Origin of the sequence: Streptomyces sp. HSW2009 (genome assembly GCF_040240285.1) — a bacterium.
Classification (GTDB): Bacteria; Actinomycetota; Actinomycetes; order Streptomycetales; family Streptomycetaceae; genus Streptomyces.
The window spans coordinates 1-13,431 of the sequence record NZ_JBEHZD010000178.1 but is presented as its reverse complement, the minus strand read 5'-3'; the positions used below and the strand labels follow the sequence as shown (position 1 = coordinate 13,431).

Genomic DNA, 13,431 nt, shown 5'->3' with positions numbered 1-13,431 from the left:
GGGGGGGGGGGGGGGGGCGGGGGGGGGGGGCCGGGGGGGGGGCGGGGGCCGGGGGGCCCGGGGGGGCCGGGGGGGCCCGGGGGGGCGGGGGGGGGCCCCACCGCGCTGTCGCCGGCCGAGGTCGGCAGCGCCAGCGCGAGGCAGGCCAGCGACCCGTAGAGGATGCCGACGACCGCGAACGCCGCGAGGTACGGGGCGAAGGTGTGTGCGCCGTCCGGTGCGATGGGCAGCACGATGCGGACGAGGCCGTAGGTGCCCATCTTCAGCAGCACGCCGGCGAGGAGTACGGAACCGACGGTGGGCGCCGCGGTGTGCGCGTCCGGGAGCCAACTGTGCAACGGCCACATCGGGGCCTTCACCGCGAGCCCGATGCCGATCGCCAACACCGCGATGACCTGCGTGGAGTGGCTGAGCCCGGCCCCGTTGTCAGAGGCGAGTGCCACCATGTCGAAGGTGCCGCCCTTGAGTCCGATGAGGAGGAGGCCGAGCAACATCACGACGGAACCGAGCAGGGTGTAGAGGATGAACCGCCAGGCGGCGCGCTCGCGTTCGCTGCCGGGCGCGGTGCCTTCAGCCTCCGCGGACGATACGGACGACGCAGACGGCGCAGACGATGCCGACGGCGCGGACGCCGACAGGCCCGCCGTGCCCGCGGCGGAGCTCGGCGTGCCCTCCTGGCCGCCCCAGCGGGCGATCAGGAAGTACATCGGGATGAGCACCATCTCGAAGGCGAGGAAGAAGAGGACCAGGTCGAGTACGGCGAAGGTGGCGAGGGTGCCGGACTCCAGCACCAGCAGCAGCGCCACGAAGGCCATCGGGGAGGGGCCCGCGGGCATCCGGAAGTAGCTGTAGAGCGCGCAGAGGAAGGTGAGCAGCGCCGTCATGACGAGCAGCGGCAGTGAGATGCCGTCGATGCCCAGGTGGATACGGATGTCCAGGGCCGGAATCCACCGGATATCGGTGGTCGCCTGCATGGCCTCGGGCCGGTCGTGGTCGAAGCCCACCGCGAGGGCGACGGTCAGGGCCAGGACGAGGCCGGTGACGGTGACGCCGTGCCGGAGCACGGCCTGCTCCGGGTCGCGCCCGCGCAGCCCGGGCGGGGCGGGCAACAGCGCGGCGACGGCGCCGAGCAGCGGAAGGACGACGACGGCCGCGAGGAGGAGTTGCATCACGTTCTGATTCACCTCAAAGGCTCCTCGGGGTGGCGGCCGTGCGGCTCGGGGTGGCGGCCGTACGGCGACCCGGCCGGGCCCTGGGGCCCTGGCCGACCGGGGCTGTGGCACGCGCGATCAGCCGGGTACGGGGACGGCGGCCGCCCGGGCCGGGGGGCGGACACGGCGCGACCGTCGCGGCGCACGCGGGGCGGTGGTACGCGGTGGCGTGGCTGGTGGGGACGGCGCGTACGCGGTGGGCGGACGCGCCGCTGCCCGGCTGCGCGAGCCGGCCGGCAGGCGCCGGTGGCCCGGCTGCGGCGGGGCCCGCGGTGGCCGGTGCGTACGGGGATCTCTGCACGTCAGCCTCCTGTCGCGGTGAGGACGACGGCCACGACGAGGACCAGCGAGCCGGCCAACAACGCGCTCAGATAGGTCTGGACGTTGCCGGTCTGCGTCCGGCGGACGAGCGTGCCCAGCAGGCCGGGGGCGGTGCCGGCACCCTTCACGTACGTCTCGACGACCTCGCGGTCCAGGAAGCGCACCAGGTGGGCGGCGGCGCGTACCGGACGGACGAAGACGGCCGCGTACAGCGCGTCCAGGTGGAAGCCGACCGCGGCGTGCCGGTGCAGCGGGCCGAGCAGCAGCCGGCCGGGGTCGGCCGGGTCGGGCGCGGATTCGACGCTGCCGTAGGCCGGTTCGTGGCTGGCGATGGCCTCGGCTTCGGAGACGGCGGGGTCGGCCTGCGGGTGGGCGGCGACGGCACCGAGCGCCGGCCGACCGGCGAGCGCGGTGGTGTGCCGCCAGGTCCCGTACGTCATGATCACGCCGACCAGGGCGAGGCCGGTGCCGAGGACGGAGGTGGCCAGGGTCGGGTCCAGGGAGTGGTCGTCGAACCAGCTCGGGAGGCGGCCGACGGCGACGCCGAGCGCGACGGTGGGCACGAACAGCACCCACAGGACGGCGTTCATGGCCCATGGCTGCTTGCCGTGGTCGGGCGCGGCGGGGCCGCTGCCGCGGAACGCCAGCAGCCACAGCCGGGTGGCGTACCCGGCCGTGAGCAGGGCGGTGAGCAGGCCGGCGAGCAGGACGACCCAGCCGACGGCGCCCGGCACGTGGTAGGCGTGGTCGGTGGCGCCGTGCCCGGTGGCCACGGACTCGGCCGCGCCCAGCACGGCCTCCTTGGAGAAGAAGCCGGCGAACGGCGGGATCGCGGCGAGCGCGAGCAGCGCCACGCTCATCGTCCAGTACGCGTCGGGGATGCGCTGGGCGAGGCCGCCCATGCGCGACATGGCGGCCAGCGAGTTCGTCCCTGCGGCGTGGATCACGACGCCGGCGCCGAGGAAGAGCAGGGCCTTGAACGCGCCGTGCGACATCAGGTGGAAGACCGCGGCGCCGCGGTCGCCGACGGCGCGCGCACCGGTCATGTAGCCGAGTTGGCCGACGGTCGAGTAGGCGAGGACCCGCTTGATGTCGTCCTGGGCGAGGGCTGCGAGCGCGGAGCCCACCATGGTGACGGCGGCCAGCACCGCGAGGACGGCCAGGGCGGCGGCCGACGCGGCGAAGACCGGTAGCAGCCGGGCGATGAAGTAGACGCCGGCGGCGACCATCGTCGCGGCGTGGATCAGCGCGGAGACCGGGGTCGGGCCGGCCATCGCGTCCGGCAGCCAGGTGTGCAGCGGGAACTGCGCGGACTTGCCGGCGACGCCGGCGAGCAGCAGCAGGGCGATGAGCGTCGGGTGGTCGAGCGAGAAGCCGCCCGCCTCGCCGGCGCCGGCGGTCAGCCCGGTGTAGATCTCGCTGATCCGGAACGTGCCGGCGTCCGTCGCCAGCGCGAAGATGCCGATCAGGAACGGCACGTCACCGAGCTTGGTGACCAGGAACGCCTTGAGCGAAGCGGAACGCGCGGCGGCCGTCTCCCAGTAGTGCCCGACCAGGAAGTACGAGCAGATGCCCATGACTTCCCAGCCGACCAGCAGCACGATCAGGTCGTCGGAGTAGACGACCAGCAGCATCGCCGAGGTGAAGAGCGAGACGAGCGCGGCGTACGAGGGGTAGCGCGGGTCCTCGCGCAGATAGCCGGTCGAGTACGCCTGCACGCAGGTGGCGACGGTGCCGACGAGCACCGCGACCAGGGCCGCGAAGCCGTCGATGTGGAATGCGCGGTCGATCGGGATCGACCCGGTGTCGGTGAGCTTGGTCGCCGCGTCGACCGGGACGTCCCCGCCCTGCCGGCCGGCGACGACGACGGCGAGCACGGCGGCGGCCAGTGTAGGCAGCACGGCGAGCGGCCGGACCCACCCGGGGGCCCGCCGGCCGCACAACAGCCCCGCGACGGCGCCGATGAAGGGCAGTACGGGAACGAGGACGGCGGTGGTCGTGATCGTCACGCGGCGGCCTCTCCGCTGGTCAGACGCTTGCCATCGGCGAGGTCGGCGGCATTGTCAGTGGTGGCTGGCATGCTGTCGGCAGCGGTGGGGACATCGGCGAGATCGCGGAGCCTGTCGATGTCCGAGGTGCCGCGGTTGCGGTAGACGAGCAGCACGATGGCGAGGCCGATGCCGATCTCGGCGGCGGCGATGGCAATGGTGAAGAGGGTGAGCGCCTGGCCCGCGTGGAGGGTGTCGCGGAGCCAGACGTCGAAGGCGACCAGATTGAGGTTGACGGCGTTGAGCATCAGCTCGACGGACATCAGGACGAGGATCGCGTTGCGCCGGGCGAGTACGCCGTACAGGCCGATGCAGAAGAGGAGGACGGCGAGCACAGCGGGATAGACGAGGTGCATCAGCTAGTGCCCTCCCTCGGGGCGCGCTCGGCCTGGTCTTCGCCGGGCGCACCGGCGGGACCGGTGGAGTCGGCGGGGTCGGTACGCGGGCCGGTGGCGTCCGCTTCGGTTGTGACGGCCGGGGCGGGGCGGTCGGCGGGCGCGCTGGGAGCGGGCTGCGTCTGGTCGGTGGTGGACGGCGCCTGGTCGGTGACTGCCCCGGCCGGTGCGGGGGTGGCCCGCGGGGTCCGCGCCGGGGCCGCCGGGGGGGGGGGGGGCGTGGGCCGGGGGGGGGGGGGCGCCGGGGCGGGCGGGGGGCGGGGCGGGGGGGGCGCCGGCGTGGGCGGCGGCTCCGGGCGCCCGGCGGGCCGCCGTCGCGCGCTCCGTGGTGCGCTCCGCGATGCGCTCCGTGGCGGGTGACCGTCCGTCGGGCGCCGGGTGTGCGCCCCGGAGCGTACGGGAAGTGGGGTGGCCGTCGGTGGCGGGGCACAGCGGCCCGTCGTCCGGGGTGCGGTCCCGGTCCGCGGGTCCGTCTCGGGCGGGCGGACCCGTGGGCCCGGCGCCGCCGTCGCCGCGTGCAGCCATGATGCCCAGTTTCCCAGCTTCTGCCCGAAACGGCCGCCCCACCCGACTCAGTGGGCCCCCTTCGCACGGCTTTGTGCAGGGCAGGTACGAGGCGGCCCGGGGCCGCGTACTCTGTCCCCCATCCTTCAGACCACCGCACGAAGTGAGCCCCAGGCCATGCCCACCCATTCGGACATGACGACTGCGACAACGGCCCGGGGGACGACCCCAGGCCAAGCGCCGGAGGAGACCGGCGTCCTCGACTCTCTCCAACACCAGGTGGCGCTCTTCGCCCGCCGCGCGGAGCAGACCCGCCTCGGCGGCGTCGGCCAGGCCCGCAACTCGATGGACCGCGCCGCCTACCTTCTCCTCAACCGCCTTGACCAGGAAGGAGAGATGGGCGTCAAGAAGTTGGCGCTCAGCATGGGCATCGACTCCTCGACCGTCACCCGCCAGGTCGCACCGCTCGTCGACACCGGCATGGTGAAGCGCACCTCGCACCCCGAGGACGGCCGCGCCGTCGTGCTGCAACTTTCGCCGCGTGGCAAGGCGCGACTCGAAGAAGTCCGGTCGTCCCGGCGGGAGTTGATGGCACTCGCCACCGAGGACTGGAGCGCGGACGAGCGCGACCAGTTCTGCCATCTGTTGACCCGGTTCAACACGGCGCTCTCGGTGATCCACGGCGTGCCCCAACTGGCCACGCCGTCCCCCTCCTGACCAGCACCTTCCTCTTCTTCTCGGTCTCTCGGACGCCGGGATTCCGGTCGCTGCCCCGCCAGTCAGCCGGCTTCTGACGTCCCGTTCGCCGGCCGCCGACCCCCTGCCGCCGGCCCCCGTCACTGCCGCGTACCGCCGCCGGAACTGGCCTTCCGGTTGCCGCATCACCTCCCGTGCCCATGCCGGGGCCTGGATCGACCGACGCACCGTCCCGCAGTCCCCGACTCGCGGCCCACCGCAACCCCGAGGGCCGTACGGCGCGCGTCGGCACCCCCACCGGAGGGGCCGTCACCCGGCCGTCCTCCGCTCCGCGCCCCGGCGGCGCACCGGTCCGATCGGGCCCGCCCCGCCGCCGTACGGCCCCGCGCCGAGCAGTACGCCCCAAGGCCCGTACGTCCCAGGGCCATACGCCCCAAGGCCGTACGCCCAAGGCCCCGTACGCCCCCAGGTTCCGCACCTCGAAGGCTGCGCCCCGGGCCGCGTCCGAGGCCCCTGTGCCGGGACCGGGGCCCGGCTCTCGGCCCCGTCGGCGGGCCGCCCAGCGACCCTCCGTATCCGGCCGGCGCCGGCGGCGCGCGCCCCGTACCACCGCTCCCCTCCGGCCAACGAAGCGCCCCGTCGGGCGGCACGGAACGGGCCGTTCTCATCGGGCTCTCGGACCGCCCGGCGGGCACCCATCACCTGCTCCTATGCCTGTGGCATATGCCCCAGCCTCACCCGGCGCGTCCCGGCACGGCCACGTCTCACCATGCGAGCAATCTCGGACGAATTACACCGCCCACCGGCCCGTCGCGGGCGGCGTCCCGCCCGCCCGCGCCCCCCCCGCGCCCCCCCGCCCGCTGCCCCGGTGACGGCCCGGTGACGACCGATGTCGTCCCCCTTGACCCGGCGGCCCGGCTGGCGTGTCCTGAAGGGGTCGTGTTCTCACGAACACGGGAGGCACGGTGGGAAAACGGCGGGCGGCACGGGAGCGGCGCCGGGCCCGGGAGTTCGAAGCCTTCGTCGCGGGCGCGGGCGGCCGGCTGCTGCCTGCCGCGGCGCTGCTCACCGGCGAGCCCCCGGAGGACTGCACGGCGGCCGAGCGGCTGCTTGAGGCGGCGCTCGCCGGCACGTACGCGCACTGGGACGAGTTGCGCGGCGACGACCCGTACGACCGCACCCGCCGGGAACTGGCCGTCCGTTTCGCCCGCACCGCCTGGCGGCACCGGCACCCCGCCGCCCCCCCGGCCGGCGGGCTACTCGCCGGGCTCGCCCCCCGGGAACGGCTGGTGCTGGTGCTGCGCCTGTACGAGGGCGTGGCCGAGGAGGTGACGGCCGCCGCGCTCGGCCTGCCAGCCGATCGGGTGCGTGCGCTGTACGCCCACGCCATCGCCACCTTGCGCGCGCAGGCGCGCGAGGGCGTCGGGACGGCCGGCGCCGGCGGCCTGCCCCCGCGCCCGCCCGGAGGCGCCCCGCCCCCGGGCCCATCCGGAGGTGCCCCACCCGGCGGCCTGCCCCCGTGCCCATCCGGAGGCGCCCCGCCCAGAGACCTCTCGCCCGGCGGGCCCCCGTACGACGGGACACGGCCGTGAGCTGGGACCGCAAGGAGGACGAGGTGCGGCAGTTGCTCGACGCGCAGCCGCGGCCCGACCTGCCGTGGGACCTCGCCGCCCGGGCTGCGGCCCGCGGCCACCGGGCGCTGCGCCGGCGCCGGGCCGTCCACCTGGTCCTGTGGATCGTGCTGCTGGCCGCGGTGTGCGCCGGCACCGTCTGGGCGGCCGTCGCGGAGCCGTGGGTGCCGCCGCCGCGCACCACCACGCCGCCGCTCGACGGGTGGTGAGGCCGCTCGCGGCCGGGCGACCGGCGGCGGGCGCATGGTCCGGGGCCCGGCCCCCACCGACCCCAAACCAAGACCCGAGGCCCGGCCCCCACCGGCCCCAACCCAAAACCTGGCGCGCAGCCAACGCCGGCCCCACAGCCCACACCCGGGCCCCACAAAAGCGCCTACGCGGCGGGCTGTTAGCCGAGCGCCTGCGTCAGGTCGGCGATCAGGTCGTCGGCCGACTCGATGCCCACCGAGAGGCGGACCAGGTCGGCGGGGACCTCAAGGACGGAGCCCGCGGTGGACGCGTGGGTCATCCGGCCGGGGTGCTCGATCAGGGACTCGACGCCGCCGAGCGACTCGCCGAGCGTGAAGAGCTCCGCACGGTTGCAGACGTCGATCGCGGCCTGCTCGCCGCCGGCGGCGCGGAAGGAGACCATGCCGCCGAAGGAACGCATCTGCTTGGCCGCGATCTCGTGGCCCGGGTGGTCCGGCAGGCCCGGGTAGTAGACCTGGGCGACCTTGGGGTGGGAGACGAGGAGTTCGGCGATCCGGGCGGCGTTCTCGCTGTGCCGGTCCATGCGGACGGCCAGCGTCTTGGTGCCGCGCATGACCAGCCACGCGTCGAAGGGGCCGGCGACCGCGCCCATCGCGTTCTGGTGGTAGGCGAGCTCGTCGCCCAGCGCGCTGTCGGCGGTGATGAGCGCGCCGCCCACGACGTCGGAGTGGCCGCCCATGTACTTGGTGGTGGAGTGCACGACGACGTCGGCACCGAGCGCCAGCGGCTGCTGGAGGTACGGGCTGGCGAAGGTGTTGTCGACCACCAGGCGGACGCCGGCCGAGCGGGCCACCTCCGCGATGACGGCGATGTCGGTGATGCCGAGCAGCGGGTTGGTCGGCGTCTCGACCCAGATCAGTTTGGTGTTCGGGCGGATCTGGGCCCGTACCGACTCCGGGTCCGAACTGTCGGCGACCGACCACTGCACGCCCCACCGCTCGACGACCTTGGAGATCAGGCGGAACGTGCCGCCGTAGGCGTCGTTCGGGATGACGACGTGGTCGCCGGGGACCAGCAGGGCGCGCAGCAGGGTGTCCTCGGCCGCAAGCCCGGAGGCGAAGGCGAGGCCGCGGCTGCCGCCTTCGAGGGCCGCCAGGTTCTCTTCGAGCGCGGTACGGGTCGGGTTGGCGGACCGGCTGTACTCGTAGCCGCCGCGCAGCCCGCCCACGCCGTCCTGCTTGAACGTGGACACCTGGTAGATGGGCGGCACGACGGCACCGGTGGCCGGGTCGGCGGCCTGCCCCGCGTGGATGGCGAGCGTCTCGAAGTTCTGGGACGCGTGCTGGTGAGGGAGGTGGTCAGTCATGGGATCGAGCGTAGTGCGCCGCCCCGGGAGGCTGCCGCCCCACACATCCGAACGGCGCGCTTACGCTGTAGGGAACAGGCCACCTCAGCGGGCCCCACCGGCCACCGGCGGGCCGGGGTCCGCGCCCGACGGGCCCGCCCTCCCGCGCGCGGGGCGGCGGCGCCGGGGACGGGCGGTGGCCGGGACAGCGGGCTGCGGGCCGTGCCGACGGCGGCTCGGCCCACGACATCACACGGGACGGGTCATGGAGTTTCTGCTCATCCTCATCGCCATCACCATGGTCGTCGGGGTGCTGGTCGTACCGGCGCTGCGCCGGCGGCGGGGCGGTCGCGATGCGGTGTCGGCCGCGTACCGGGCCACCGACCCCGGGGCGTACGGCTTCCTGCCCATCGAGCAGCTCGACGTACGGCTGCCGGGGCGCGACGACGAGCTGGCCGCGACGCTGTCGGAGGTGGCGGCCAGCCAGGACTGGCGGCCGGTGTCTCGGCTGCTCGCGCACACCGACGCCACCTCCGAGCTGCGCTGGCAGCGGGTGCAGACGCTGGCCGGCGCCGCCGTGCACGACCTGGCGAGCAACCCGGGCCGGGGCGGCGTCTGGCTGCGCACCTGGCGCGTGGAGGCGCCCAAGGACCCGGGCGGCGCCGCGGTGCAGGCGGAGTTCCTGGCCCGGCAGGCGCTGCGCGACCCGGGCTCGCAGGACTTCACGATGATCCTGGAGGAGGCGCGCACGGTCTGCGGTGAGGCCGCGCTGCTCGCCCCCGGCGACCCGGTGCCCTACCTGGTCGAGCTGCACGTGGCCCGCGGCCTCGGCTACCGCAGGGCCGACTTCGAGGAGCTGTGGGCGAAGGTCAAGGACCGGGCCCCGGACCACATGGGCGCACACCTGGCCGCGCTGCCGTACTGGAGCGAGACGTGGCACGGCTCGAAGGAGCTGGCCGACGCGTTCACGCACCAGGCGGCGGGCGCGGCCGGTGACAAGAGCCTGCTGCCCGCGCTGCCGCTGTTCGCGGTCTTCGAGCACCTGCCGGAGGCCAATCTGGTGCAGGGTCTGTACCGCAGCGCCGTGGTCACCCGGGCCATCGACGGCGCCCTGTTCGCGGTGCAGCGGGCGCCGGCCGACCACCCGGTGCTGCCGCACGTGCGGCACCTGCTGGCCTGGTTCCTGATCCGGGCCGAGCGGTACGCGGAGGCGATCGTCCAGCTCCGCCTGGTCGACGGGCACGTGGGCGCCCTCCCCTGGTCGTACCAGACGGACCCGGCCGAGGCGTACGTGACCTACCGGGCGCTGGCCGTCGCCGGCTGGGAGAGCGCGGGCGGCACGGCGGCGACGCTGCCGCAGGAGCCGCGGCCGTAACGTCTCGCGCGCGGGTGCGCGTGCGATGTGTGCACGGCGGGTCTGCGCAACGCACGCGCGCGTGCGCGATGTGGATGTGGATGTGCCCGTGGCAGGTCTGCGCGACCACGCGCGCATACGTGCGCGATGTGCCGCGGCGGGTCTGCCCGATGCACGCACGCGTACGCCCGCGAGGTGCCGGTGACGAGTCTGCGCGACCACGCGCGCGCGTGCGCGATGTGCCCGCGGCGGGGTCGTCGGGCCCGCTCGTACGGCACCACGCGCGTACGCCCGCGCAAGGGCCGTCCGACGGCCCGGCTGGCGGCCCCCCCCGCCCCCCCCGCCGGCCCGCCGCAGGCGCCCCCGTGGAATGCCCGCCGGCCGTCGCGCGTTATACGGGCGGCCGAACGCCCGCCCCGACTGGAGACACGATGCTGTTCAACCGCCACAAGAGCCAGCTCCCGTCCGCCGACGAAGCGCTGGGCGGCCGTGCGGAGCGGCCGTTCGCCGTGCCCGAGCGGCACACCGTGCTGGGCAACGCGCTGCTCGGCCCCTACCCGGACGGCCTGCTGGTCGCCGACTTCGGCCTCGGCTGTTTCTGGGGCGCCGAGCGCATCTTCTGGCAGGCCCCCGGCGTGTGGACGACCCTCGTCGGCTACCAGGGCGGTCACACCCCGCACCCCACGTACGAGGAGGTGTGCAGCGGCCTGACCGGGCACACCGAGGCGGTCCGCGTGGTGTACGACCCGAAGACGACCTCGTACGGGGAGTTGCTGCGGCTGTTCTGGGAGTCGCACGACCCCACCCAGGGCTTCCGGCAGGGCAACGACGTCGGCACCCAGTACCGCTCCGCGCTCTACACGCACTCCGCCGACCAGGCGGCCGAGGCCGAGACCTCGCGCGCCGGCTACCAGTCGGTCCTCACCTCGTCCGGGTACGGCGAGATCACCACCGAACTCCTGCCGGCCGGCCCGTTCTACCCGGCCGAGGCGTACCACCAGCAGTACCTCGACAAGAACCCGGCCGGATACTGCGGCATCGGCGGCACCGGCGTCTCCTGCCCGATCGGTGTGGCCCGCGTGGCGGACTGACCCGCGGCGGACTGACCCCGGAGCGGGCCCGCGCCACGCGGTGCTCGCGCCGCACGGCGTACGGCACCACCGGCGCTTCCAGCACCACCGGCGCCACCGGCCCCGTGGACCTCGGTCCGCGGGGCCGGTGGCACGTCCGGCGGGGGCCAACCCGCCGAAACCGCCCGCCACCCGCCGCCTGCCGCACCACCAACCCGTCATCTATCGCCCGCCGCCCGGCACCCCACCCGACCCGCCGTCGGCGGCTGCGGTGTGCCGGCCGGGCACCCCTCCGGAGTCCGGCCGGCTCACCGTGGTCCGCGTACGGCAGCGGACGCGCGGGTCGTACGGGTCAGGCGGGCAGGGGCCCGCGGGTGGTTGCGCGTGGTTGCGGGCCGCCGCTAGTGCAGGGCGCCGCGCACCACCGCGCGCGTTATGCGGTGCCTGGCCACCTCCGTCAGGCCGTCCGCCCCGGCGAGGTGGACGGGGCGGGTCGGCAGGGCCGCGAGGTCGGCGACGACGACCAGCTCACCGCGGGTGGCGCGCAGCCACACCTGGTTGCCGACCAGGTCGGTGGGGACGGCATAGCTGGCCATGTCGTACGCCACCGTGTCCCGCTCGCCCACCCGCGCCTGCTGGCCGATGCCGAGCGTGCACGGGGCCGAAGGCAGCGGGTGCAGCCGGTTGCGCTCGGCCGCCAGGCGCTGGGCCGGGGTGGCGGTCTCGGACGCCTGCTCCGGGTCCACCTCGGCTTCGGTCGCCGGCCGCTGGCCCTGCCAGTGCCGCACCTGGCCGTTGAACCACTGCCCGAACTCCTGGCAGGCGGCCTGGAGTTCGGCGAAGGACGCGTACTCGCGCCGCAGGTCCGCATCGGTGGGCGCCAGATCGGCCGCGGCGACCCGGACGCCCGCCTGGGTGCTGCCGCCCTCCGGGTCGTGCGGCCCGCAGGGGCGCACCTTCATGCCGTAGTGCCGGCCGGCGGCGACCACGTCCGGGTGGCGGGTGCCGCCGTCGGGGCGCAGCCGGGTCAGCAGGTAGGTGGGGGCGCCGCCGAGCGTGGTGAGGGTGGAGTCCAGGCAGCAGACCAGGCTGCCGAGCGTACGGTCCCGGCAGGGGATGACCACCCGGTAGCGGGACCAGGCCAACCAGGCCGAGAACAGCGCGGTCCTGCGGGGCTCCCCGTCCGGGCCCGGCACCAGCGGCCCCGGCCCCCAGTCGTACTGCAACCACAGGCCGGGCTCGGCGACCCACGGCCGGTAGATGCGCCGACTGCCGCTGCGCCAGCGGGTCTTGGCCTCGGCGACGACCCGCCGGGTGGTGCGCTCGCTGCCGGTGAAGCCCATCCGCACCAGCCGCTCGTGCGCCCGGACGGCGCTGATGTGCCCTTCGGAGCGGTCCACCCACTCCTCGATCTTCTCGGCGTACGCGTCCGCTAAGCGGGACCGGCGGGAGGGGCCGGTGACCGGGCGGCCGGCGTCCCTGGCCGCGACGTAGCGGCGGACGGTCTTGGGGTCGCAGCCGACGATGCGGGCCGCGGAGTAGACGCTCTCGGTGGCGTCGTACGCCACCAGGATCTCGATGATCTCGCGATCGGTCATCTTCATGCCGCCACCCCCGCCGGGGCGGAGTGCGCCGTCGCGTACGGAGCGGCGTCGAGGGTGGCGTACGGGGTGGGGTCGAGCGGGTCCGGGTGCACGGGCGGCATTCCGGAACGGGGCGCGAAGCGCTCACGAGTGAACATGGCAGGTGCTCTCTGTCTCGAACGAACGGTTGACGGTCGGCGCGCGGGGGGGGGCCGGGGGGGGCCGGGGGGGTTGGCGCCGGGGGGGGGGCGGGGGGGGGGGGGGGGCGGGGGGCTTGGGCCCCCGGAGACCCACGGGCGGTGCCGCTCTCTCCACCTCCCCGGGGTCCGGGGGGGGGGGGGGGGGCGCCCCGGGGTCAGCCGGGGTGTTCGACGACGTCGTGCGGGCGCTCGTGGAGCGGGGACGCGGTGTCGCGGGGCCGGCCGTCCGCGGTGCGCGGCGGCTGGAAGTCGGTGGCGGCGGGCAGGGCGCCCTTGTCGATGCCGCGCTTGGAGGAGTGGTCGCCGCCGCCGGTGTGGCCGCAGTTCGACTGGGCGCCGGGGGCCGTGGGCCCGGCCGGGCCGGGCGTACCGCACGGCGCCTGGTGCGGGGCGTGCGGGTGGCCGCCGCACCCGGAACCGTCGTGCGGCCGGTGGGTGTGGGCCGCGCCGCCGCACGGGTGGTGCGCGGCGTGCGGGGCGCCGGCGGTGGGCACGGCCCGGGCGGCGGGCGTGGTCGCCGGCGTGGCGAGGGACGTGGCCAGGGATGAAGCGAGGGAGGTGGCGAGCGCGTGCGGCCCGGCCGGCCCGCCGCGCTGGGCGCAGGGTCCGTGGCGCCCCGCGCCGTGCGCCGCGCAGTCCGCGGTGGCTGCGGTGACCGCGGCCGGGCGCTGGTCGGGGGCCGCGGCGGCGTGCTCGTGGGCCGCGCCGTGGCCCTTGCTGCTGTGGTGGCTCGCGCTGTTGTCGTGGCTCGCGCCGCCGTTCTGGTTTGCGCTGCCGTGCGGTCCTGGGCCCTGGTGGTGGGCGTGGTCGCGGCCGTTGTCTGCGGGGCGGTGGCCCGGGCGGTCGCCGCGGCCTGGGCCCTTGCCTGTCTCTTTTACACAACT

Annotated in this window: 11 protein-coding genes and 1 pseudogene; 5 read left to right on the top strand and 7 right to left on the bottom strand. The window is 75.5% G+C overall.

Annotated features, from left to right (window positions below; translation table 11 throughout):
- The 3 genes from AAHZ94_RS15680 to nuoK all read right to left on the bottom strand — a co-directional run.
- Positions 1-1,169: complex I subunit 4 family protein (locus AAHZ94_RS15680; protein ID WP_349993494.1), on the bottom strand; the 1,169-nt coding region annotated here is incomplete at its 3' end.
- Positions 1,170-1,513: 344 nt separating this feature from the next.
- Entirely contained in the window at positions 1,514-3,541 is a 2,028-nt protein-coding gene (locus AAHZ94_RS15675; protein WP_349993493.1) for an NADH-quinone oxidoreductase subunit 5 family protein, read from the bottom strand.
- Positions 3,538-3,936 (bottom strand): NADH-quinone oxidoreductase subunit NuoK, encoded by a 399-nt coding sequence (nuoK, locus tag AAHZ94_RS15670; RefSeq protein ID WP_349993492.1) that lies wholly within the window; start codon positions 3,934-3,936, stop codon positions 3,538-3,540. Before nuoK ends, AAHZ94_RS15675 begins: the two co-directional genes overlap by 4 nt.
- Positions 3,937-4,656: 720 nt before the next feature.
- Between nuoK and AAHZ94_RS15665 the strand changes: the two genes are divergently transcribed.
- The 3 genes from AAHZ94_RS15665 to AAHZ94_RS15655 all read left to right on the top strand — a co-directional run bounded on the left by AAHZ94_RS15665 (position 4,657) and on the right by AAHZ94_RS15655 (position 7,015).
- The gene (locus AAHZ94_RS15665) at positions 4,657-5,196 is read left to right on the top strand and encodes a MarR family winged helix-turn-helix transcriptional regulator (protein WP_502964684.1); all 540 of its coding nucleotides are present in this window, start codon (positions 4,657-4,659) and stop codon (positions 5,194-5,196) included.
- Positions 5,197-6,140: 944 nt separating this feature from the next.
- Complete coding sequence (locus AAHZ94_RS15660; RefSeq protein WP_502964683.1) at positions 6,141-6,767, top strand: sigma factor-like helix-turn-helix DNA-binding protein; 627 nt, start codon at positions 6,141-6,143, stop codon at positions 6,765-6,767.
- Entirely contained in the window at positions 6,764-7,015 is a 252-nt protein-coding gene (locus tag AAHZ94_RS15655) for a hypothetical protein (protein ID WP_349993490.1), read from the top strand. The genes AAHZ94_RS15660 and AAHZ94_RS15655 overlap by 4 nt, the downstream gene beginning before the upstream one ends.
- Before the next feature lie 179 nt (positions 7,016-7,194).
- Here the strand turns inward: AAHZ94_RS15655 and AAHZ94_RS15650 are convergent, their stop codons facing one another.
- The gene (locus tag AAHZ94_RS15650) at positions 7,195-8,361 is read right to left on the bottom strand and encodes a cystathionine gamma-synthase (RefSeq protein WP_349993489.1); all 1,167 of its coding nucleotides are present in this window, start codon (positions 8,359-8,361) and stop codon (positions 7,195-7,197) included.
- A 244-nt stretch (positions 8,362-8,605) separates the two neighbouring features.
- Here AAHZ94_RS15650 and AAHZ94_RS15645 point away from each other — a divergent pair, with 244 nt between their 5' ends.
- Together AAHZ94_RS15645 and msrA are read left to right on the top strand one after the other, a co-directional pair.
- A complete protein-coding gene (locus AAHZ94_RS15645; protein ID WP_349993488.1) occupies positions 8,606-9,715 on the top strand; it encodes a hypothetical protein in 1,110 nt (369 codons plus the stop codon).
- Between the two features lie 410 nt (positions 9,716-10,125).
- Positions 10,126-10,785: a peptide-methionine (S)-S-oxide reductase MsrA gene (msrA, locus tag AAHZ94_RS15640; RefSeq protein ID WP_349993487.1), complete on the top strand. Its 660-nt coding sequence runs from the start codon at positions 10,126-10,128 to the stop codon at positions 10,783-10,785.
- A gap of 380 nt (positions 10,786-11,165) precedes the next feature.
- On the opposite strand, the gene AAHZ94_RS15635 is transcribed toward msrA, so the two are convergent.
- The 3 genes and pseudogenes from AAHZ94_RS15635 to AAHZ94_RS15625 all read right to left on the bottom strand — a co-directional run.
- Positions 11,166-12,368 (bottom strand): Mu transposase domain-containing protein, encoded by a 1,203-nt coding sequence (locus tag AAHZ94_RS15635; protein ID WP_349993486.1) that lies wholly within the window; start codon positions 12,366-12,368, stop codon positions 11,166-11,168.
- A complete protein-coding gene (locus AAHZ94_RS15630) occupies positions 12,365-12,505 on the bottom strand; it encodes a hypothetical protein (protein ID WP_349993485.1) in 141 nt (46 codons plus the stop codon). Before AAHZ94_RS15630 ends, AAHZ94_RS15635 begins: the two co-directional genes overlap by 4 nt.
- Before the next feature lie 197 nt (positions 12,506-12,702).
- Positions 12,703-13,431, bottom strand: a pseudogene (locus AAHZ94_RS15625) (hypothetical protein); the annotation flags it as partial.

Coding starts and splice junctions, on each gene's coding strand:
- msrA (WP_349993487.1), top strand. CDS start 10,126: ATGCTGTTCAACCGCCACAAGAGCCAGCTCCCGTCCGCCGACGAAGCG.
- nuoK (WP_349993492.1), bottom strand. CDS start 3,936: ATGCACCTCGTCTATCCCGCTGTGCTCGCCGTCCTCCTCTTCTGCATC.
- AAHZ94_RS15630 (WP_349993485.1), bottom strand. CDS start 12,505: ATGTTCACTCGTGAGCGCTTCGCGCCCCGTTCCGGAATGCCGCCCGTG.
- AAHZ94_RS15645 (WP_349993488.1), top strand. CDS start 8,606: ATGGAGTTTCTGCTCATCCTCATCGCCATCACCATGGTCGTCGGGGTG.
- AAHZ94_RS15650 (WP_349993489.1), bottom strand. CDS start 8,361: ATGACTGACCACCTCCCTCACCAGCACGCGTCCCAGAACTTCGAGACG.
- AAHZ94_RS15665 (WP_502964684.1), top strand. CDS start 4,657: ATGCCCACCCATTCGGACATGACGACTGCGACAACGGCCCGGGGGACG.
- AAHZ94_RS15635 (WP_349993486.1), bottom strand. CDS start 12,368: ATGAAGATGACCGATCGCGAGATCATCGAGATCCTGGTGGCGTACGAC.